General features: G+C 33.6%; 19 protein-coding genes and 1 riboswitch. Of the genes, 11 read left to right on the forward strand and 8 right to left on the reverse strand.

Annotated features, from left to right (window positions below; all coding sequences use genetic code 11):
- Positions 1-36: 36 nt before the first annotated feature.
- Positions 37-1110 (reverse strand): Glu/Leu/Phe/Val family dehydrogenase, encoded by a 1074-nt coding sequence (locus LZQ00_RS09450; RefSeq protein WP_234508990.1) that lies wholly within the window; start codon positions 1108-1110, stop codon positions 37-39.
- A 171-nt stretch (positions 1111-1281) separates the two neighbouring features.
- On the opposite strand from LZQ00_RS09450, the gene LZQ00_RS09455 reads away from it, so the two are divergent.
- Entirely contained in the window at positions 1282-3057 is a 1776-nt protein-coding gene (locus LZQ00_RS09455; RefSeq protein WP_234508991.1) for an ABC transporter ATP-binding protein, read from the forward strand.
- Between the two features lie 84 nt (positions 3058-3141).
- Positions 3142-3235: riboswitch (SAM-I-IV-variant riboswitch) on the forward strand.
- A 68-nt stretch (positions 3236-3303) separates the two neighbouring features.
- Positions 3304-3576, forward strand: coding sequence for a hypothetical protein (locus LZQ00_RS09460; protein ID WP_234508992.1), 273 nt, complete (start codon positions 3304-3306; stop codon positions 3574-3576).
- 443 nt (positions 3577-4019) lie between these two features.
- Here the strand turns inward: LZQ00_RS09460 and LZQ00_RS09465 are convergent, their stop codons facing one another.
- The 3 genes from LZQ00_RS09465 to LZQ00_RS09475 all read right to left on the reverse strand — a co-directional run bounded on the left by LZQ00_RS09465 (position 4020) and on the right by LZQ00_RS09475 (position 6167).
- Complete coding sequence (locus tag LZQ00_RS09465) at positions 4020-4811, reverse strand: zinc-dependent peptidase (protein WP_234508993.1); 792 nt, start codon at positions 4809-4811, stop codon at positions 4020-4022.
- Positions 4812-4817: 6 nt separating this feature from the next.
- A complete protein-coding gene (locus LZQ00_RS09470) occupies positions 4818-5582 on the reverse strand; it encodes a hypothetical protein (protein ID WP_234508994.1) in 765 nt (254 codons plus the stop codon).
- Positions 5583-5696: 114 nt separating this feature from the next.
- Positions 5697-6167 carry a Dps family protein gene (locus LZQ00_RS09475; RefSeq protein ID WP_234508995.1) on the reverse strand — a complete coding sequence of 157 codons (471 nt, stop codon included), beginning with the start codon at positions 6165-6167 and terminating at the stop codon, positions 5697-5699.
- A gap of 150 nt (positions 6168-6317) precedes the next feature.
- On the opposite strand from LZQ00_RS09475, the gene LZQ00_RS09480 reads away from it, so the two are divergent.
- Both LZQ00_RS09480 and LZQ00_RS09485 read left to right on the forward strand, forming a co-directional pair.
- Positions 6318-8012, forward strand: coding sequence for an RluA family pseudouridine synthase (locus LZQ00_RS09480; RefSeq protein WP_234508996.1), 1695 nt, complete (start codon positions 6318-6320; stop codon positions 8010-8012).
- 385 nt (positions 8013-8397) lie between these two features.
- Positions 8398-10917, forward strand: a complete 2520-nt coding sequence (locus LZQ00_RS09485; protein ID WP_234508997.1) for a DUF5686 and carboxypeptidase-like regulatory domain-containing protein — start codon at positions 8398-8400, stop codon at positions 10915-10917.
- 52 nt (positions 10918-10969) lie between these two features.
- Here the strand turns inward: LZQ00_RS09485 and LZQ00_RS09490 are convergent, their stop codons facing one another.
- Positions 10970-11599, reverse strand: a complete 630-nt coding sequence (locus LZQ00_RS09490) for a hypothetical protein (protein WP_234508998.1) — start codon at positions 11597-11599, stop codon at positions 10970-10972.
- Between the two features lie 87 nt (positions 11600-11686).
- Positions 11687-14605: an FAD-binding and (Fe-S)-binding domain-containing protein gene (locus LZQ00_RS09495; protein WP_234508999.1), complete on the reverse strand. Its 2919-nt coding sequence runs from the start codon at positions 14603-14605 to the stop codon at positions 11687-11689.
- Between the two features lie 166 nt (positions 14606-14771).
- On the opposite strand from LZQ00_RS09495, the gene LZQ00_RS09500 reads away from it, so the two are divergent.
- The 6 genes from LZQ00_RS09500 to LZQ00_RS09525 all read left to right on the forward strand — a co-directional run bounded on the left by LZQ00_RS09500 (position 14772) and on the right by LZQ00_RS09525 (position 20126).
- Positions 14772-15290, forward strand: coding sequence for an FUSC family protein (locus LZQ00_RS09500; protein ID WP_234509000.1), 519 nt, complete (start codon positions 14772-14774; stop codon positions 15288-15290).
- A 205-nt stretch (positions 15291-15495) separates the two neighbouring features.
- Positions 15496-15969, forward strand: a complete 474-nt coding sequence (locus LZQ00_RS09505) for an Lrp/AsnC family transcriptional regulator (protein ID WP_234509001.1) — start codon at positions 15496-15498, stop codon at positions 15967-15969.
- 18 nt (positions 15970-15987) lie between these two features.
- Positions 15988-17055 carry an EamA family transporter gene (locus tag LZQ00_RS09510; protein WP_234509002.1) on the forward strand — a complete coding sequence of 356 codons (1068 nt, stop codon included), beginning with the start codon at positions 15988-15990 and terminating at the stop codon, positions 17053-17055.
- A 96-nt stretch (positions 17056-17151) separates the two neighbouring features.
- Positions 17152-17913: a 5'-nucleotidase C-terminal domain-containing protein gene (locus LZQ00_RS09515; RefSeq protein ID WP_234509003.1), complete on the forward strand. Its 762-nt coding sequence runs from the start codon at positions 17152-17154 to the stop codon at positions 17911-17913.
- On the forward strand, positions 17888-18847 hold the full coding sequence (locus LZQ00_RS09520) for a bifunctional metallophosphatase/5'-nucleotidase (protein WP_234509004.1): 960 nt from the start codon (positions 17888-17890) through the stop codon (positions 18845-18847). Before LZQ00_RS09515 ends, LZQ00_RS09520 begins: the two co-directional genes overlap by 26 nt.
- A 67-nt stretch (positions 18848-18914) precedes the next feature.
- On the forward strand, positions 18915-20126 hold the full coding sequence (locus LZQ00_RS09525; RefSeq protein WP_234509005.1) for an MFS transporter: 1212 nt from the start codon (positions 18915-18917) through the stop codon (positions 20124-20126).
- A 68-nt stretch (positions 20127-20194) separates the two neighbouring features.
- On the opposite strand, the gene LZQ00_RS09530 is transcribed toward LZQ00_RS09525, so the two are convergent.
- Both LZQ00_RS09530 and LZQ00_RS09535 read right to left on the reverse strand, forming a co-directional pair.
- Entirely contained in the window at positions 20195-22105 is a 1911-nt protein-coding gene (locus tag LZQ00_RS09530) for an amidophosphoribosyltransferase (protein WP_234509006.1), read from the reverse strand.
- A 108-nt stretch (positions 22106-22213) separates the two neighbouring features.
- Complete coding sequence (locus LZQ00_RS09535; RefSeq protein ID WP_234509007.1) at positions 22214-22702, reverse strand: peroxiredoxin family protein; 489 nt, start codon at positions 22700-22702, stop codon at positions 22214-22216.
- Between the two features lie 144 nt (positions 22703-22846).
- Between LZQ00_RS09535 and purN the strand changes: the two genes are divergently transcribed.
- A complete protein-coding gene (purN, locus tag LZQ00_RS09540; protein WP_234509008.1) occupies positions 22847-23419 on the forward strand; it encodes a phosphoribosylglycinamide formyltransferase in 573 nt (190 codons plus the stop codon).
- The last annotated feature ends 134 nt before the right edge of the window (positions 23420-23553 follow it).

Raw genomic sequence — 23553 nt, forward strand, 5'->3', positions numbered from 1 at the left:
TATATAAGAACGATTGTTTTATTTTTAATGTTTCTGCTACCTTTTGAGTTTTCGAATATCAAAGATACGTTTTTCTGCGATTTGATTAGCAGCTTGGAACGAAGAAATATTTTCCTGTTTTGATTTTTGGAAAACTTCTCGTGTCGCATTGTAGATGTTTTTGATCACAAACTCGGTATGATCAGAGCCATAACCTTGTATTTCGGAGTAGCAACTCACTAATGCTCCTGCATTGATTAAATAATCTGGTGCATATAAAATACCTCTTTCATGCAAGATATTACTGGTTATCAACTCTTCTTTTAATTGGTTATTTGCTGCTCCAGCTATAATTTTGCATTGCATTTTTGAAGCGCTTTCTGGATTAACGGTACCTCCAAGTGCACAAGGAGCATATACATCGCAATCAAAATCAAAGACTTTATCAAAAGCAATAGTTTCTACTTTATATTTGGCGGCTATTTTTAACATGCGATCTTCGGTGATATCGCTGACATATATACGGGAGTTTTCTTCACGTAACATCTCGATCAAACGCTCACCTACACTTCCGATACCATGTACAATTATTTTTCGACCAGCTAAGCTATCAGAACCATATAATTCTTTTAACGATGCTTTGATACCATACAACACACCTTGAGCTGCAAAAGCGGAGGTATCTCCTCCTCCATTGATTGCTTTTGGCAATCCGGCAACATGAGAAGTCTCTGTGTAAATATGCTCTAAATCGCGTTGACCAATTCCCACATCAATAGAAGCAATAAAATTACCATTTAACCCTTCAATAAATTGACCAAATCGTCTTAATAAAACTTCAGACTTATCGATACGATGGTTACCAATAATAACGGCACTACCTCCCCCTAAATTAAGACCTGTGATAGCTGATTTGTAAGTAATTGCTTTAGAAAGACGAAGGGCATCTTCGATAGCCTCTTCAGTGCTGGAGTAAGGTAACATACGGACACCGCCTATTGCTGGCCCTAATGTAGTATCGTGAATCGCAACAATTGCTTTCAAACCTACTAATTCATCATTACAAAAAAACAAATTCTGGTGACCAAATTGGCCCAATAATTCGAAAATTGGTGTTTGAGATGCTGACATAAAATTCTGCTTCAAGTTTTATTTATGGTAATAAAGGGACAAAAGTAAAAAATATATTTCACACTAAATTTTTCTTTCAAAAGAATTCTAAAACTTATGAAATCGATGTGACAGTATAAGTTTCAATTTAGAAAATTAAATGCTGAATAAATTTTACATTTGTACTATTATATGAAAGAGCTATCCTACTTAAATAAATACTTTTACAAGTACCGTTGGAAATTAATTCCTGGTGTCATTTTCGTTATCATTTCTAATTATTTTGGTATCCTTCCTGCTAAAGTAATTCGCGAAGCCTTTGACTTAGTTCAAGAAAACATCTATTTATATAAACTTTATAATGGATTTGAAAGACAAGAACTTATATATAAAGTATTCGGGTCTAGTCTCCTTTTCTTTGGAGGGGTAGTTTTGCTACTTTCATTACTCAGAGGTATTTTTCTTTTCATGATGCGTCAGACCATCATATTGACATCTAGGCATATTGAGTATGATTTAAAAAATGAAATCTATCAGCATTATCAAAAATTAGATTTCGCATTTTTTAGACGCAATAATACAGGTGATCTCATGAGTAGGGCAACTGAAGATGTGAATCAGGTTCGGAATTACCTTGGCCCTGCTATTATGTATGCAATCAACACAATTGTCTTATCTATTATGGTCATTTATGCGATGTATGATGTCAACGCTAAACTAGCCACATATGCATTAATTCCTATCCCTATACTTTCTGTTATCATCTTGTTTGTCAATAAGATCATCAATAAAAGAAGTGAAAAAATTCAAAAGCAATTGGCTAGATTAGCTTCTTTTGTACAAGAGAACTTTGCAGGAATAAGGGTGATCAAGACGTATAATCGAGAAAAATATAAGATGGATTCTTTTGAAAAAGAAAGTACAATCTATCGAAATACAGCTTTATCTCTTGTGAAAATACAGGCTGTATTTTTCCCATTGATTCTGTTGCTTATTGGTCTAAGTACGATTATAACCATTTATATTGGTGGACTAGAGGTTGCCAAAGGAACGATAACTGCTGGGAATATTGCAGAATTTATTATCTATGTCAATCAGTTGACTTTTCCTGCGATGTCCTTAGCTTGGGTAACATCTCTTGTACAACGTGCATCCGCTTCTCAAAAAAGAATTAATGAATTCTTAAATACAACTTCTCCAATTATAAACGGAAACACAAAGAAGGAACTTACAGGAGATCTAAAAGTGGAGGATATATCATTTACCTATCCAGAGACGGGTATTCAGGCCATTAAAAATCTATCTTTTCATATTCCTGCAGGAAAGACATTAGCTATTATTGGAAAAACCGGATCAGGTAAATCAACACTCGCCAATTTATTACTACGAATGTTTGATATCGATAAGGGTGTTATTAAATACGACAATACACCTATCCAGGAACTGGATTTTCAGGATTTAAGACAACAAACTGGATTTGTACCTCAGGAAGTATTTCTTTTTTCAGACACGATTAGTAATAATATTGCATTTGGTGTAGATCAATTTACACAAGAGCAAGTAGAACAAGCGGCTAAAGATGCTGCAGTGTATGATAACATCATGGGATTTGAAGAGGGTTTTGAGACTTCTGTCGGAGAACGTGGCATTACTTTATCTGGAGGACAAAAACAACGTGTTTCAATCGCTCGGGCTTTAATCAAAGAACCAAAAATACTTATATTTGATGATTGTTTATCTGCTGTAGATACAAAAACAGAGGAACAGATCTTGACTTCGTTAAGTCGTATTATGAAAGGTAAAACCTGTGTTTTTATTGCGCACCGGGTTTCTACTATTAAGAATGCAGATAAAATAATTGTTCTGGATGCAGGAAAAATTGCAGAAGAGGGATCACATGAAGAATTAATGAATCTGAAGGGACAATACTTCGAATTACATGAGAAACAATTATTAGAGGCCATATAAATCATTAAAAGAGTTAAAAACAAATAATATCTATTAAAACAATAGATATTATTTGTTTTCTAAATTATCCTTTCTATATTTGTGTTATAGTATTCAGAATCGTGAAAAACGATACCAACCGAGTGTAGACACCACGGTGGTAGATTAATACGGGTATCATCCAAAATAAACATGAGCAAGCACCCATGCAAAGATCCTGAGTACAATTTAATCATCAAGGTTTTTACCTTTAACTATTAAAATTGTATGGCAACACAAATTCAAAACAACAACGAAAACATTTTAAAAAGATTTGAATCTTTTAATGACGAGCAACTCGTGCAGGAACATAATTTTTATGTGCATACGTTACAAGAAGTTGAAATTTTAGGTCGGTTAAAAGTAGCCCTGATTCAAGAGTTTAAAAGACGTAATATCGATATCTCTACTTTAGTGGAGAAACTTGATGAGGGACTTACTGCAATCAGATTGATTCGCATACAGCTTGTCGGAAACACCTTGATTCCCCTTGAGAATTAACAAGCTTTGCGCTTGGAATAAGCATCGAAAGATTTTGTTTTTGAAGAAATCTTTCGATGCTATATGACAAAGCATGTTCTTTACTCCAACATAACCGTTATTTTTCAGGGATCTTCATCATATCAGCCAAACTGGGAACAATACTTGTTGTTTCCATAAAAACCCATCTGTTCTTGATTCGGTCCCTAAGCAAGGATACTCCAGGGTATAAGCGTAGCAAAAGCGTTATTCAAGAGAGCACAATATTTGGAACTGGTAAGAGCGTACTAAGTGCGTTGATAGTACGTTATAGGTATACTTTTAACGCACTATGTACGCTTCATCCCTGCTTAGTCTCTACTTAGCCCCTACTTATACACTGCTTTACCCCTACTTATGAATAGTATGGAAGCTACAGGAAAAGCTTTCCAAAGCCATGTGTTGTCTACAAAGTCATCTAACTCTTAAGAAAAAGTCAAATCTTGTTTAAAGACTTCGCTTAAAGCTTTGTATAATTCTGGATGATGCGCTTTTAACCGATCTGGATTTTCAAAAAAATATTCTGATGCTACGGCAAAGAATTCAGCTCTATTTGTTACGCCATAAGGATCAATATCTGATTTTCCTTCTCCGATCTTTTTTATTTCTTTTCTAATCATTTCTAACCAGGCTAAGGTATAGGTATGATCTACTAAAAATGAAGGTAGACCGTCAACTTCACCGTCGGTCTTATCTAACAAATGAACAAATTCATGAATAGCCGTATTTTGTGCATCTGTAGTATTTAAAAATCCTGCCTCTAGAGCCGATTTAGATAAAATCATTTGACCATTCATCGCCCCTTCTCCTACCATGCCTAAAATCTTTCTATCACTTGAGCCCTCAAATTGGTAATCTTGGTTGAATGTATTAGGGTATAACAATACCGTTGTTAAATTGGAGTACTCCCAATTTTTAAAAGCAAAGACAGGAATAATAGCACTTGCGGCAACTAACATATAGTCTTTTAAAGAGATATCTATGCCCACGCCTTCAACAGCTACATGATCTAAAAATTTTAAACAACGTTCTTCGAATTCAATTTTATCCTGATCATTCAGAGATTGATAATAATGCACTTCTTTTGATAAAATAGCTTTACCTTCTTGACTTAACACCTTCCGAATAGCTTTACTATTTTTTTCTGTTTTATTTAATAAATAGTAAACTAAGTATATAACAACAGGCACCAAAATGATAATAAATAATTTTTCCATGTTTAATTATTTTATAATTTTCCAAGCATGATTGCGTTCTTGTAAACATTTCAAGAAACCTTTATAATGTGCGCCTCCAAACATAATCAGAATTTTTTGTTGTGAAGCATCTGCAACTAAAGCTGCTAAATTTTCTTCTCTCCTTTTCATGATAAAGTCTTTATTAAAAATGTTCTTCCATTTTGTTTTTATTGGTTTACAAGTATACGGCTTATTCAAAGGAGTATTCCAATCACAATCATCTAAAACTATGGGTCCATGCGTATATTCATACTCGTCTAATAAAACATTTTTGGGAATATCTGCAACCACTGCGGTATTATAGTCAACTTTAAAAAAAGAATATTCGGGTTGCTGAATAATTCTGCTTCCTAAATTTTTGTAAATGGGAGCCATCAATACTTTTGTTGTATCGGAAGTTTTTTCATAGACTTTTGTACTTCCTACCACATGTCCAACTAATTTTCTAAATTTCCGATCATATACATCTCTCTGCTGAACACTATCTACTTCGTAAGCAATACTTTCATAAAAAACAACGAATCCTTCTTTTTGCAAAGAATCTACTTTCCGCTGAATAAAATCATAATAGTTGCGTTTACCCAAATGTCGCATTGGAATATAAATAATCTCGCGATTACCATTTTTTAAATGATATGTTTTAGAAGCATTTTGTAAGACTCCTGTTGATTGGACTAAAAGGGATTCGGAACAGGACGAAAATAATAGGAAGAGTATCGTTAAAAATATAAAGTATCGCATACCAGTCATTGAACAACTATTTACAAATTTTACTGGTCAGTACAATTATCATGCAGTAATTTTATAATCATAAAAAAGCAGTAGCCCATGCGACTACTGCTTGAATAGAAAATTTATACTATTTTATGCAAAATGTGCACGTAGCATCCAAGCCATCTTTTCATGTTGTTCCAATATACCAATCAAGAAATCTTCTGTTGCCTGATCACCAGCTTTTTCAACCGCCGCTAAGTTTCCTCTAATGTTCATTGCAATAGATTCATGGTCGGACAACAACTCTTTATAAAAACCATTGCTATCTGTCTTTTCATATTGGCTCTCCTTTAGATGAGTCAATTGCAAATACTTAGCATAGGAACCAACTGCATAATGTCCCAACATACGAACACGCTCTGCTACTTCATCAATAATTTCTGCTAATTCTGTATACTGGGTTTCTAAAAACAGGTGTGCTGCATGAAAATCTGGCCCTTCTACATTCCAGTGTGCATTTCTTGTTTTTTGATAAACAATATTTTCATCAGCTAATAAATTATTCAAAATAGCTGTTACTTTCACTAAATCTGTTTCCTTGATACCAATTTTTGCTTTCATAATAAATTATTTATGTTGTAAACGACAATCTTGTTTTACTGATAACTAAATTAATGATTCTCTTTCATAAGGGACAATATTTACTCTATTATAATGTCACTACAATAACATCATTTTTGTATTTTTGCCATCATTATCCATACAACACAGATGAAGGGAAATAGTTTACGTAAAGATCCATTTTTTCATACTTTCAATAAAGAAATTACGACTATCCCATTACCTATAAATTTTACTTTTCCATTCTGCTATGAACCGCATATTTTAGCGAAAATGGCAAGTGAATCTGTTCAAAAACATATTACTACCCAACGTCAATGGCTACACAATTTTGGTTTAAACAGTCACGGTGAAGGACAATCTATCGGAAAGATGTTTGGTGTGCTGGTAGTTGAAGATCAAGAAAAGAATATTGGTTTTTTAGCTGCCTTTTCTGGAAAATTGGCGGGTAAAAATGATCATGAATATTTTGTACCTCCAATTTTTGATATGTTGACTGAAAATTCCTTCTTTCTTGTAGAAGAAGAAAACTTAAATAAGCTCAACAAACAAATAATTGCATTGGAGCAAAATCCACTTTTAACAAAATTGGATACCGCTTTTAAAGAAACCAAAATGGCTTTGAACTTACGTTTAGCTCAATTTAAAGAAGATTTAAAGATCCAAAAACACAACCGTAAGCAAGTAAGAGAGGAGTCGAAAAGAGCGCTATCTCAAGAGGAATACGATGTTATAGAAAAAGATTTAATTAAACAAAGTCTCCGAGATAAACATGATTTACACATTTTTCAAAAACAAAATCAAGAGGAAATAGCAAAAGCTGAAGTTCCTCTATTAGATTATTTAAATGGTATAGCTTCATTGAAAGAAGAGCGTAAAAGACGTTCTTCGGCATTACAGCATAAATTATTCGAGCAATATAATTTTCGGAATGCCAAGGGAGAAACCGAAAATGTTATCCCAATTTTCAAAGCATTTAACAATTTACAACCACCAGCTGGTTCTGGTGAATGCGCTGCTCCTAAACTGTTACAGTATGCTTATTTGAACAAGTATAAACCACTTGCTTTAGCGGAATTTTGGTGGGGACAATCCCCTTCTGCAGAAGTAAGAAGACATCAACACTATTATCCAGCTTGTCGAAACAAATGTGAGCCTATTTTAGGATTTATGTTACAGGGTTTAGCTATAGATGAGAACCCGATGTTACAAAGTCCTGATGATACGATAGAAATTCCTATTATTTATGAAGATGAAAGCCTATTGGTCATTAATAAACCCGAAGAGTTTTTATCAGTTCCTGGCATTCATATACAAGACTCTGTATATACAAGGATGTTAAATAAATATCCCGATGCTGGTCCTTTAATTGTTCACCGGTTGGATATGTCTACTTCAGGAATTTTAGTACTGGCGAAGAACAAAGAAGTGCATAAGGCATTACAAAGTCAATTCATTAACCATCGTGTTGTTAAATACTATATCGCATTGTTAGACGGTATCATTAAAGAGGAGTTTGGAGAAATATCATTACCTCTTCACGTGGATCTGGATGATCGACCTCGTCAATTGGTCTGTTATGATTATGGTAAAAAAGCAATTACAAAATGGGAGAAGCTGAGCGTTGAAGATGGAAAGACCAGAATAAAATATTTTCCCGTCACAGGAAGAACACATCAATTACGGGTGCATTCCGCTCATCCAAATGGTATGAACTGTCCAATCGTTGGAGATGACTTATATGGCCAAAAGTCTAATCGACTACATTTACACGCCGCTTATATTGAATTTAACCATCCTGTATCAAACGAACGAATAAGTTTTACAGTAAATCCAAAATTTTAGAGATTAATGATAGGATTGACCTTTTCATTACAATAGTCAATACAGAAAGAGGCTATTTCTTTCAAGAATAATCATAAACAAGTAAAATTACAGTCAGTTAATTATGACATTTAAACAAAACAACTGTTTATCAGCATATTAAAATTTCATCACATCTAAATTTCTTCATTAAATAACTGGAAGTATTTTATTAATTCTATATTTTTTATTTCTTTTGCATACAAATATTAGAACATTTAAGTTAAAAAGTCAAAAATTAAGATTATGTTACAACACATATCTATAATGGAGACGAAACAAATGTAAAGAAATCATGGAATATCAACATTCTAGCAATAATAGTTTAAAATCTTTTTTTATACTCTTCTCATTTTTGTTTTTGAGTATGACCACTGCATTCGGTCAGCTCAAATCAGTACAGGGTATTGTAAAAGACAGTAAGACGAAAGAGCCTATCGCCTATGCTACTGTAGCTGTTGTAGGTGCTCCTGCATCGCCAGGTAGTGCCACTTCTACGCAAGAGTCAGGTCGGTTTTCATTAAAGTTTCCAACGAATTATACGAAAATTCGTGTTTCTAGTATTGGATATGACAATAAAGATGTATTTGTTACGAATGATGAATCGCAACAAATTGAAATTTTGATGGATAGTCAAGATAATACGCTTGAAGAAGTTGTTGTAAAAGCTAAAAAGAGAAAATACTCAAATAAAGAGAACCCTGCTGTTGCACTCATTAGAAAAGTAATTGAAAATAAAAGTAAGAATAGATTAGAAGGCCAGCAATATGCTCAATATGATCAATATGAGAAAATTTCATTGGGACTTAGTAATCTTTCTGAAAAATTTGTGAATAAAAAAATATTCAAAAATTATCAATTCCTTTTTGAGGTAAATGATTCTGCAAAAACGGCTAATAAATATCTTTTACCCGCTTTTATTGAAGAAAAATTATCAAAAGTTTATTACCGAAAAGATCCAAAAAAGACAAAACAATATATTCTTGGTGAACAAAGAGCACAATTTGATCCAAAATTTATTGATAATGATGGGTTGAGTTCGTATTTTAATAAGTTATACGAACAAGTTGATATTTATGATAATAATATTACGTTAATCACGAATCAATTTTTAAGTCCAATAGCAAACTCCTCACCTTCCTTCTACAAGTTTTTTATTACAGATACGATTAAAACACAACAACCTTGGTTAGTTGAACTCAGTTTTTTCCCTAGAAATAAAGCTGACATGTTATTCAAGGGGCAATTGTATATTACGTTAGATGGTAATTATGCTGTACAGGCTGCTAATATGACCGTTGCAGACGATATCAACTTGAACTTTGTGAGAGATATGGATATCGCATTAAAATTTGAAAGGGATGACAATAAAAGATTCTATTTAAGTCAAAGTTCATTGGGTATTGATTTTTCACTGACTGATAAAGGAACTGGTATCCGAGGTAATAGGACGGTAAACTATAAAAATTATCGAAGTGGACTTGTACAACCCGATAGCGTCTATAACGGGCCAGAAACTGTTATTGCGTATACCGTAGGTGATGTTAAAGGCACTAAAAAATTATTTGAAACACAACGTCAAATTCCTTTAGCTCAAAATGAAATTAATATCTATCATAACATAGATTCATTGCAAACGATTCCTTCTTTCAAAAGTTTTATGGACATTGCTTCTTTGTTATTTTCAGGGTATAAACAGGCTGGCCCTGTAGAAATTGGCCCTGTCAATACTTTTTATAGCTTTAATCCAGTTGAAGGATTTAGATTACGCGTGGGTGGTCGTACAACAGAAGCATTGAGTAAAAGATTTTATGCGGAAACGTATGCTGCTTACGGGTTTAAAGATGAAAAGTGGAAATATTTTTTAAGCGGAGCATATGCTTTTAATAATAAATCGGTCTATTCTTTTCCACAGCATTATATCCGAGCATCATTTCAACGAGACACTAAGATTCCTGGACAATCTTTGGAATTTGTACAAGAAGATAATTTCTTGTTATCATTTAAACGTGGAGAGAATGAGAGCTATATTTATAATGATGTATATCGTTTGGATTATCGTAAAGAATTTGATAATCATTTAAGTATTGGTTTAGGATTCAATGCGACAAAACAAAGCCCAGCAGGTACATTAACTTATCAGATGCTGGATGAAAATGGACAGTCCAAACTATTTAATGAAATTAATTCAACAGAGTTGTCTCTAAATGTGCGATATGCTCCTCATGAGCAGTTCTATCAAGGAAAAGTATACCGTACCCCAATTTTCAATCCGTATCCAATCTTTAATTTCAACTATACAGCTGGATTAAAAGATGTATTTAAGGGAGAATATAGCTACCATAATTTTAATATTGGTGCTTTCAAAAGATTCTATTTAAGTCAATTAGGTTATGCTGACGTTAATGTTGAAGGTACTTATATCGCAGGTAAAGAAATACCGTTTCCTTTCTTAACTATCCATAGAGCCAATCAGACGTATGCTTATCAATTGAATTCCTATAACTTGATGAACTTCTTAGAGTTTGTGAGTGATCATCACGCCTCTTTAAATATACAATATTACATGAATGGCTTTTTGTTGAACAAGATTCCTTTAATTAAGAAATTAAAACTTCGCGAAGTATTTAGTTTTAAAGCTGTCTATGGTGGTCTTAGAGATGAGAACAATCCCGATTATACCAATAAGGTATTTCAATTTCAAAAAAATGCTGACAATGTACAGTCTTCTTATACATTTGGTTCAGACCCTTACATGGAGGCTAGTGTTGGGTTATCCAACATTTTCAAGGTTCTTCGTGTGGATTATGTGAGGAGATTAAATTATTTGGATCATCCAGGTGTTCCGAAATCAGGAATAAGAGCACGTGTCAAGTTTGATTTTTAAAGAATAGATGAAACAAAAAAGGCTTTCTAAATACATAGAAAGCCTTTTTTATTTATTTACCAGTCAATGCGCCAATGAATAATGGTCTAAATTTAGGATCTTTCTCAGAAAATTCAACTGATCTTTTGTACGTATCAACACTAAAAAACATTTCAGCAGGAGTTCCTGAACTATTATCTAAAAACAATTTGAAACTATAGGTTGCAGTTTTGTCCAAATCAACATTCACTTTATTAGAAGAGAATACATTTGGAAGAAGTGTTGCAGATGTAAAGGGATCTGAGGTTTTTATTTCATAAATACTTCCTAATGCCTTTATAAAAGCATCACTTTGCGCCCCCAATGAAGAAATTTTAATTTTTCCTTTTGAGAATCCTACATCATCATTAGGCTCTTCATCAATAATTCCAGCTCTAATTTGATTTACAACTTCAATTTTAAGTCCTACTGTATCTTGATCATGTAACCCCTGTGTTGTATAAATATGACTAGAGTCTGTTTTTACATCGTCAACGATACGTAAAAACAAATGTTTATTATTCGTGACAGGACCTTTAAGCGTCAGCTGTACAAGGGGTTTATTCGATTTTGATTTCTCTCCTTTTTGATCTTGGCTAGTATTACCACATGCCGTAGCAAATACTAAAGCTGATAAAACAGCAAATTGACTAATTTTTCTCATCTTGTTTGTAATTATAGTTCCTCAGTAGAATTCGTTTACTAAAAATAATGATTTTTACTGATAAACAAAACAATTACCCCTTATGTTTTACTTTATCAAAGCATCATATAAAATTTCAACAGGATGGTAAGATTTACGCCCTACCCCGTCTTTTATTTGATGTCTGCAAGAAGTACCTGCTGCCGCAATTAAAGTTGACTCTTCTGTCTCTCGAACAGCTGGTAATAGCACTAATTCTGCTACTTTCATAGAAACATCATAATGTTCCTTTTCATAGCCAAAAGAACCAGCCATACCGCAACATCCTGATGGAATAACTTCCACTTGATAATTCATTGGAAAAGATAACAGCTTTTCTGTTGTCTGCATCAAGTGAAAAGCTTTTTGATAACAGTGGCCATGTAATTTTATCTTTCGACTTTCTGAACTAAATTGCTCTTGATGAATACGACCAGCTTCTATTTCTTTTAATAAGAACTCATCGAACATCAACGCATTTTTAGCAACATTTACAGCGTTTTGATACAGATCTTTGTCTACCAATGATAAATATTCATCTCTAAAAGTAATGATACCTGAAGGTTCTATCCCTAATAAAGGAGTTTCATCTGAGATAAGATCTTTTAAGAAATTGATGTTTTTATTCGCTATTTTCTTTGCTTCCTTTACATAACCTTTAGATAAGTAAGTACGTCCGCTTTGTATATGTTTAGGAATGACAACTTCATACCCTAAAGCTGTCAACAATTTATAAGTAGTGATACCGATAGTCGTATCGTTATATTCTGTAAATTCGTCCGCAAATAAATAGACCTTTCGCTTCGCTTCACTGTTTTTTTCTTGCTTCTTAACCCATTGTGTTAAGGTGGTTCCACTGACTGTTGGCAGTGATCGTTTTGGTGCAAATCCGATCGTTTTTTTAACAAGGCCTGCTAAAAAACTATTGTTAACAACGAAATTATAAATTGGTGCAACAAGTGATCCTAATTTTTGAGATTCCGTGAAATGAGCAATTACTTGGGTTCGAAATGGAGTTCCATGTTCATCATAATAATGTTGTAAGAACTCGGCTTTCATTTTAGCGACATCTACACTTGAAGGGCATTCTGTTTTACAAGCTTTACAACTTAAACATAAATCCATTACCTCTTTCAATTCTTCATGATCGAAACGGTTTTGTTGTGTGGAGTTTGTCAAAAACTGACGCAACATATTCGCTCTTGCTCTTGTTGTATCTTTTTCATCTCTTGTTGCCATAAAAGATGGACACATCGTTCCTCCTGTAATTTCCGTTTTACGGCAATCACCGGAACCAGAACATTTTTCCGCTAAACGAAGAATACTCTCCTCTTTGGAAAAATCAAAGTAAGTTTTAATTTCAGTCCTGTTGCTGTTATTATCGTAACGAAGATGTGTGTCCATAGGTGGTGTATTCACAATCTTATTTGCATTAAAAACACCTCGTGGGTCAAAAATTTCTTTTACTTCTTCCAATAATGTATATACTTTTCTACCCAATACTTTTTTAATAAACTCACCTCTCAAGCGTCCATCTCCATGTTCACCGCTCAATGAACCATTATATTTCAGTACTAAGTCGGTTGTCTTTTCTAAAATAGACCGAAAAGTTTTAATCCCTTCTTCGCTTTTTAAATTCACAAAAGGTTCTATATGCAACTCTCCAGCACCAGCGTGTGCATAATAAGATGCATGTACGCCCTCTTCCATCAATAAGTTTTGAACGTCATTGACATATGCGGGTAGGTCTTCAGGTGAAACAGCACAATCTTCTATTAAATTGACTGGTTGACTATCACCAGGGAGATTACGGATCAAACCAAGCCCTGCTTTACGAACATCCCACACCAAATCGGTTTGATCTCCTGTAATAAAAGGATAGGCATAACCTAAATTTTTATTCATTAGATCGGCTTTTAAAGTCATTGCTTTTGCTTCTACTTCCGCGGCAGTATCCCCTCTAAATTCAACGATTAAAAGTGCCTTAGGATCTCCTTCTATAAAAAACCGATTATATTGATAGGTTGGATGTCCTACTGTGAAATCCATGATGTACTTATCGACCAACTCTGAGGCCTCTGGTTGATGTGATAGCGCAACAACATTGGCATGCATACACTCAATCATATCATCAAAATGAATGCATAAAAGTCCTAGTTCTGGAGGTGGTAATGGTCGTAAGTGTAATTTTGCTTCTGTAACAATTGCAAGTGTCCCTTCTGATCCTGCTAACAGACGACACATATTAAAAGGATGTGATTTATCTGAAACCATATCCAAAGCATAACCTGTATTTCTTCTCGTAATGGAACGCTTCGGATACCCCTCTTCTATCGCTTTAATATTTTCTTCTTTAGTCAATAACTCATTGAATTGACGATAGATTGTTCCTTCTCGATCTTTTTGGATTAACTTTTTAAAGTAAGATCCTTCGTCTAATTGTTCGAAGATTACTTCGGATTGATCATCCAAAATGACCTTGGCTGAAATTAAATTTTGACGTGTATCTCCCCAAACAATAGAATGTAAACCTGATGAGTTATTTCCAATCATTCCACCAACCATGGCTCTATTTGCTGTTGAAGTTTCTGGCCCAAACATCAAACCAAATGATTTGAGATAATGATTCAAATCATCTCGAATAACTCCTGGTTGTACGCTTACCCAACGCTCTTCAACATTCAGTTCGATAATTTTATTGAAGTTTTTGGAAATATCCATAATAATACCATTTCCGACAACCTGCCCCGCTAATGATGTACCCGCTGTACGTGGAATAATTGTCACAGCAGATGCAACAGCAAATTGAAGTAATTTTTTAATATCTTCAATATTCTTGGGAATGGCAACCGCCAAAGGCATTTCCTGATAGACAGAAGCATCTGTTGAATAGGCTAGGCGTACCATATGATGTTGTGATGAGTCATTATAGTAAAGTTCACCTACAAAAGATCGTGCTAGTTCATCTAAAGAAATATTATCGCTCACAGTTTATGTATTTTATTATAAACAAATCTAACTAATTTAAAGAATCAAAAAAATCAATATTGCAAGAAATTGAAAAATATCTCAAAAACATGCATAAAAACGCATTTATTTAATTCTTGATTATATGAATAAGCTGTATTTTTGCGGAACATTACTTTGATTAAAAATGCGAAAAACTCTTTTAAGGTATAGCTTACACTCCGATTTTATCATTTATTTAATCCGTATTTTAATTGGATTCTCCATTGGCTACTTTCTATATATCAAATTCCCTCAATATTCAGCTACTTGGGCTTTAATATCAATCGTATTGGTTATTTCTCCAGATGATAAAGAAGCAACAAAAATTGCTATTGATAGAACAAAGTCAAATTTAATTGGATCAGCTTCTGGCATCATTTTTTATTTTACAAACCTACCCCAAATGTGGTCTATGCTCTTAGGTATTATTGCATCAGTTGCTATCTGCAAGCTACTGAACATTTTGAGTGTAGCGCGTACTGCTATGGTAGCCTTAATCATTGTGGTCATACATGAACAACAACTCAAATCTTATATTGGCGCATTAGATCGATTTGCTTGTGTTACTATTGGCTGTGTTATTGGTTTACTGGTTACGTTATGTACAAGCTATTTAATCAAAAGACTCAGAGAACAATATGCACTTGAAATTCCAAAAGAATAAAATTCAATGTAATAGACTTCAAACCAAAGATAATTCTAAATACTATACAGCTCTAATAATCAATATTTTAACAATTTTAAAATCCTCACAACATATTCAAAAGCCATTTTTAAATTAGATTAACAGCATCCGACATAGAATTATATTCTGATTTGTTAAACAAAATTTGAATATAATTCGAAATTTACTTATATTTGCACTCGATATGACAAAAGTAGAATATAATTTAGATCATGTAGACTATAAAATCTTAAGTCTAATGCAGGACAATGCGCGAATTAACAATGCAGATATTGCGAGAGAATTAGGTATGGCACCATCTGCTATATTAGAGCGCGTTAAAAAGTTGGAGCAAAAGAATGTAATCCTACAGTATAATGCTAAAATTAATCCTGCCGCTATCGATCAAAAATTATTATCATTCATATTTATTAAGGCGAATGATATTATTGGTGAACAAAAGGTTGGAATTCTTTTAGCGGAAATACCTGAAGTACAAGAAGTGCATGACATCGCTGGAGATGATGGTTATCTCATTAAAGTTAGAACAGCCGATTCTACAGCTTTGGTAGATTTAATGCGTAACACATTAGCCAAAATTGAGGGCATTATTTCTACGCGTACTACCATTGTATTACAAACGGTAAAAGAAGATCAACAATTAGTCATACCAGAATAATTAAGAAAGGAGTTTAATATGTTAAAAAATAAAACACATACGACTAGTTCAGTAATGGTTCTAATGGCTTATGCTGTTGTGTATATTGTGTGGGGTTCGACATTTTTCTTTATTGAGAAAACACTTCACAGTTTTTCTCCTTTTATTTTAGGATCTTTTCGATTCGCTACAGCAAGTCTTTTATTAATGACCTACTGTATCATAAAAGGTTATAAGATTTTCAATAAAAAAGCTATTCGCGATTCTTTTATCGTCGGTTTTTTATTACTATTCGTTGATATGGGTGGTTTAATATGGGCCGAACAATACGTTTCCGGAGGTGTGGCAGCTATCATCGCTGCTGCTGCTGCAATTTGGTTTGTATTATTAGATAAACCCAAATGGAAAGAAAACTTTAGGAGTAAGACAACCATTATTGGTTTAATTTTAGGTTTTTTAGGGGTTGTACTTCTTTTTGCTGAACAAATTGTAGCTAGTAATTCATCTTCAAATAAAGAAATAACCGTTATTGCTTTAATTGTTATGGTGCTAGGTTCCATCGCTTGGACAATGGGTTCTCTTTATTCTAAATATCAAAAGAAAACGGAGAAAGAAGAAAAAGAAGATTTACACGTAATGGTGAAAACGGCATGGCAAATGGTTATCGCTGGTGTTCTATTCACGATCGTCGCAACCTTTAATGGTGAATTCGCACGTTTTAACTTTGAGCAAGTTGCTCCGATGGACTGGTTCAATTTATCTTATTTAATTCTTTTTGGATCTATTTTAGCATTCAGCTCTTACATTTGGTTACTTCAAGTAAGGCCTGCAACTGAAGTCAGCACTTACGCCTATGTAAATCCAATTGTAGCATTGGTACTTAGTTATTTCTTCAGTAGCCATGCCGTTACTTCTGTACAGATTATCGGTCTGGTTGTGATATTATTTTCTGTTCTACTTATGAATTGGAAATTGTATAAAAACAACAAAATGGTAGCAAAAATAACAAAGACTACCATAGCAGATCGTAGGAAGTCTATAAAATTGAGAAATCAACGAGATGCTGTTGCTAGAAAAGATCATAAAAAAACTGAACTTACAAGCTAAAAACAACACTTCTTTTTCATATAGATAATAAAAGCTTAACAAAATGTTGAGCTTTTATTGTCTACATTTGTATCGAAAAATTACTTATTACATACAATGAAACTACTTAAACATCAACTTCAATATGTAACCTTCGGGATTTTAGCGGTCTTACTTAGCATATCCTGTAGTAAAAGGTTGAGCCCTACTCAAAAGGATTTTAAACAATACGAAATCAACAAAAATACAAGTGATGATGATGCAATTGTAGCCATTTATACGCCTTATAAACAGCAGATGCAGGCCGAGATGAATAGAGTGATCGGATTTTCTGAATTCGCGCTGACAAAAGAAAAAGCTCCTGAAACTTTAATGGGAAATTTTTTCACACAGGCTTTAATGGATGCGAGTGAAAGAGTCAATAATAAAGCCGATATCGCTTTTGCTACAAAAGGAGGAATTCGGAATGAGATCAAAGCTGGAGAAATTACAGTTGAAAATGTATTTGAGGTGATGCCATTTGAAAACCAATTAACAATCATTGAGTTGAATGGAGAACAAATTCAAAAACTTGCCGAGTTTATTGCTGCAACTGCTGGACAACCTGTTACGGGTCTATCGTTATCTATACAAAATAAACAACCGATAGCTATCCAAATACAGGGTAAAAATTTGGATAAGAATAAGGTATACAAAGTTGTAACGTATGATTATCTTGCTAATGGTGGCGATAATTTAGATTTATTCACCCATGCACTCAAGAGAAATGATTATCCTCAAAAAGTAAGAGAAAGTTTGATGGATTACATTTCGAATTTTACTAAAAATGGTCAAAAAATAAAAATGCAATTAGATGGAAGAGTTAAAATTATTAAATAGAAGAAACTTTCTAAAAACAGCGGGTAATCTTTCCGCTATTGCAGCATTCAGTACATTACCATTTGCATCTTTTGCTGATTCAAAAAAAGTCAAATTAACGATTTTACATACCAATGATGTTCATAGCCGAATTGAACCCTTCCCTCTAGATGGAGGAAGATATCAAGGTCTAGGAGGAGTTGCCCGTCGCAGTACGTTAATTAATACCATAAGAAGTGAGGAATCACATGTTCTTTTATTAGATGCCGGAGACATGTTTCAAGGAACCCCATATTTCAACATGTTTGGTGGAAAATTAGAGCTTGATCTCATGACGAAATTGGGATACGATGCGGGGACTTTTGGTAATCATGAATTTGACAATGGACTAAACGGTTTAGTTAAATATTTAGATCATGCAAAATTTCCATTTTTAACAGCAAACTATGACTTTAAAGGAACAGTTTTAGAAGGTAAAACGCAAGAGTTTACAATCTTTAAAAAAGCAGGTGTCAAAATTGGCGTTTTCGGCCTTGGAGTTGATATTGAAGGTCTTGTTGATCCGAATAACTTTAAAGGCATGAAATATTTAGATCCAATTTCGGTTTCTAATCGTGTCGTGAAGGAGCTAAAAGAAAAACATAAATGCGATTTAATTATTTGCTTGTCTCATCTGGGCTATCAATATGAAAGTGATAAAGTTTCCGATCTTGTTTTAGCGGCTGAAACAAGTGATATCGACTTGATCATCGGTGGACATACGCATACATTCTTAAAAGAACCAACTTTTATAACCAACTTAAAGGGCACAAAAACAGCTGTTAATCAAGTTGGCTTTGCTGGTATTAATTTAGGAAGAATTGATATTATTTTTGAACCATCAACGGGCAAAAAAAATATACTAGCCGCTAGTTATGAAATTAATAATTCTTTGGAAGACGCACAATTAGTATAATTATACATTTCTCATAAAGCCAAAGAAAACAGAAGCTGTATTTCTTTGGCTTTTTTACATATTTAAATTGAAAAAACTTTTATCTATTTATATAGACTCCTTTAGAGGACTTTCTCAATCTGCATGGCTGCTTGCTATTGTTATGTTGATCAATAGAATGGGGAGCATGGTTATCCCTTTTCTTGGAATTTACATGACCAAAGCTTTAGGATTCGACATTAAGCAAGTTGGTATTGTCTTGATGTGTTTTGGAGGAGGATCCGTGTGCGGATCTTATATTGGAGGTTGGTTGACAGATAAGTTTGGAAGCTTCAAAGTTCAGCTTACGAGTTTGGTATTAGCTGCTCCATTATTTTTGATTACTCCTTATTTCAAGACTGTAACGTCATTAGGTATTATGATTTTTATACTCAGTACCGTTTTTGACGCTTTCAGACCTGCAAACTCCGTCTCGGTAGCGAGTTATGCTAAACCTGAAAATATAACACGTGCGTTTTCTTTGAATCGGTTGGCTGTCAATTTGGGGTTTTCTATTGGTCCTGCTGTTGGTGGTTTTTTAGCGGGTATATCGTTTAATTGGATATTTTATGGAAATGCAATGGCAGCAACAGCAGCAGCTGTTGTTTTCTTTCTCTTTTTCTACAAAAAAGAAAAGAATAATCTGAAAGCTTTAAAAAATTCAGCAATTGCAATAACAACTCACGATAAAAAAGAAAGAAACCCATATAAAGATGGACCTTTTATCATCTTTAATATCTTATGTTGTATATTTTCACTATGCTTCTTTCAGCTTATATCTACACTTCCAATCTTCTACAGAGAGGTTCATCATCTCAATGAACATCAGATTGGATTCTTAATGGGTTGGAGTGGATTCATCATTGTATTATTAGAAATGTTTATTGTTCATATTGCTGAAAATAGACTTTCCTTAACAAAAACATTAGTTTTAGGTACTATCTTTTGTTCTATTTCCTATGCCATGTTTAATATCCACGCAGGATTGTTCATGTTATATGTGACCTTTTTTATTTTTGGTATAGGAGAAATGTTAACCTTACCTTTTATGGCTACGGCATCAATAAATAGATCAACACCTAAAACACAAGGAGCATATATGGGGTTTAACTCCCTTGCCTTTTCTGCCGCGAATATATTTTCTCCTCTATTGGGTACGAATATCGTTGGTACTTATGGATTCACAACACTTTGGTGGTGCACCTCAGCACTTTTAGCCCTTACAGCTGTTGGATTCTATTTTGTATTAAAGCGCTTATAAAACAATATAAAGAAAGAGGCTCGATATTGAATTATCGAGCCTCTTTCTTTATATTAATATTTCCAAAACTAACTACTGAAGTAAGCTCTTACATTCTTACCTTCAACCCAGTTCATAAAAGCTTTATTCACAACTTTATTTCCACCTGGAGTAGGATAATTACCTGAGAAATACCAATCTCCTTTATGATCAGGACAAGCGATATGTAAGTTGTCTAAAGTTTGGAAGATAACTTTAACTTTCGCCTTTAAATGATGAGGAGTTATGATTTTCGCTATTTCCTCTGAAATTTCATCATCAGTAAATGGTTCATAGATCTCTTGTACGTAATTTTCGATATCTTCCACCTCTGCTGTTATAGATAAAACACATTTTTGATATACTTCATCAATGATATGTGCCAAACCACGTTGTCTTAATAAAGATATAGCTGCTTCAAATGCAACAAACTCGCCCATTCTTGACATGTCGATACCATAACAATCTGGGTAACGAATCTGAGGTGCTGATGATACGATGACAATTTTCTTAGGATTTAGACGATCTAAGATGGTTAAAATACTTTGTTTTAAAGTTGTTCCTCGTACAATAGAATCATCAATAGCAACGATCGTATCTTCGTGATCTTTCACAATGCCATACGTGGTATCATAAACATGTTGCACCATATCATTACGGTCAGCATCTTGTGTGATAAAAGTGCGAAGCTTAGCATCTTTCACATTCAACTTCTCAAAGCGAGGGTGAATATTCAAAATGTCTTCTAACTCTCCATCTTCAATTTTGTCTGAACGATTTAATAGTGCATCTTTTTGAAAATCTCTTACATAGGTATTGATGCCATCCATCAATCCATAATAGGAAACCTCAGCTGTATTGGGAATAAAAGAGAATACCGTATTTTTAATATTGTTGTCGATTGCCTCTAATACTTGTGGGCATAAAAGGCGTCCCAGTTGTTTACGTTCTTTATAAATATCAGCGTCTGAACCTCTAGAAAAATAGATACGCTCGAAAGAGCATGATTTCTGTTCAACAGGTTCTCTAAACATTTCTTCTGTAACCGTTCCATCTTTTTTAGCAATCAAAGCATGACCAGGTTTTATTTCCTTTACTTTATCGATCGAAACATTGAATGCGGTCTGAATAACAGGTCTTTCTGAGGTAACAACAAGCACTTCATCATCTTTATAATAATATGCTGGACGTATACCTGCAGGGTCACGCATCACAAATGCATCTCCATGACCAAATATACCTGCAATGGTATATCCACCATCCCAAGTTTTTGCGGAACGTGTTAAAATTTTAGGAACATCTATATTTTTAGCGATTAAAGAGCTTATTTCAATATTAGAATATCCTTCTTTTTTAAACTTATCAAACAGATCTTGATTTTCATCATCTAAGAAATGTCCAATTTTTTCCAGAACAGTAATCGTATCTGCTTTTTCTTTAGGATGTTGTCCCAATTCGTATAATTGTTGCAATAACTCATCAACATTTGTCATGTTAAAATTACCTGCAACAACCAAGTTACGAGACATCCAGTTATTTTGTCTTAAAAATGGATGACAACTTTCAATGCTATTTTTGCCATGTGTGCCATAGCGTAAGTGGCCCAATAACACTTCACCCGTAAAACTTACATTATCCTTTAACCATTGTGTATCCTTAGATTCCTCTGGATAAACCTTTTGTACTGCAGCAAATTTCTTTTGAACGTATTCAAAAATATCTGCTACGGCATTTGCCCCCATTGCTCTATAACGAGAAATGTATCTGTTTCCAGGTTTAACATCGAATTTGATAGTTGCAATACCAGCACCGTCTTGTCCACGGTTGTGTTGCTTTTCCATCAATAGGTACAGCTTATTAATGCCGTAGTAAGGCGTACCATATTTTTCCTGATAATAAGAAAGGGGTTTTAACAGTCGAATAAGTGCTATTCCGCACTCGTGTTTAATAGAGTCGCTCATATCTTGATTTGATGTCGCAAAAATAACAAATAATTATAATTATTTGTATTAAAAACGACACCTACGTATAAAAATTACAACTAGAAGACAACCAGATTATTGGCAAGTTTATGGAAGTGCAACTTGCAATTTCTTAACATCATCTTCACCATCTAAATGTTTGAGTAGTTTTTTTGTCTTTGCATCATAGATATAAATAGAGGGAGTCTGCGTAGGTTTAAACAATTCTATAAATTGACCATCTGGGTCATGAATAAACGTAACTTGATTATTTGGTTTCAATTTCTTAGCAAACATATTAATAAAACCTTCCACATATTCCCGATCATTCATGGATATAAAATAGAATTTCACATTTTTAAAAGTATCGATATGTTGAGCAATCCCCGCTCCCATTTTCTGGCAATGGCTGCATCCTGTATCATAATAATTAAAAACAATAACACCATCTTTAGGTAAATCTTTTTGTGTAAAACGTTTACAGGTGAAAACTTCTGTAAGCGAAAATGCTGGCATTTGAACTGAAGATTGCGCACAAACAATTTGGCAAGAAAAGAACAATAAAGCAATAAAAAATAGTTGAAAAGATTTCATCATATTCAGAAATAAAAAACAAATTTATAATCTTTAAATATACATGACAGAATGTGTACATTAAACATTATCTGTTAGTTTTTTTACAAAAAATACCGTAAGTTTGGTTGATTTACTTTTTTTGAACGTCATTTAACACAATTAACTGTGAAAAAACGTATTGCCATATTTGCTTCAGGTTCTGGCTCTAATGCCCAAAAAATAATGGAATATTTTAAATATTCTGAAGACGCTGAAATCTCTTTAGTTTTGAGTAATAATCCTGATGCTTATGTTATCCAAAGAGCTGATAATTTCGAAATCCCTTCCCACATTTTTGATAGAGATGAATTTTATAGATCGGAACAAATTGTCAATATGCTAAAAAATTTAAACATTGATTTAATTGTTTTAGCAGGATTTCTTTGGTTGGTACCTGATAATCTTTTAAAAGCATTCCCAAATAAAATCATTAATATACATCCTGCTCTACTTCCCAAATATGGCGGTAAAGGCATGTATGGAGATCATGTCCATAAAGCTGTATTAGCAAATAAGGAAGCTGAACATGGTATTACCATCCATTTTGCAAATGAGCATTTTGATGAAGGAGAAATCATTTATCAAGGTAGGTTCAAAATAGAACCAAATGACACTTTAGAAGTTATTAAGTTCAAAGGACAGCAACTTGAACATCAACAATATCCAAAAGTTATTGACAGCTTGATAAAAAAGATGTAGTTTAACATTTTTTTATTTAGACTGTTTACAAATAATATATATCTTTGCAATATGAATACGTCAGAATTGCAAAACGATAGTTATCAAGATACATTTTCAAAGGAGAAAATAGATTTTTGCGCGGATTCAAAAGC

The organism is Sphingobacterium sp. SRCM116780 (genome assembly GCF_021442025.1).
Classification (GTDB): domain Bacteria; phylum Bacteroidota; class Bacteroidia; order Sphingobacteriales; family Sphingobacteriaceae; genus Sphingobacterium.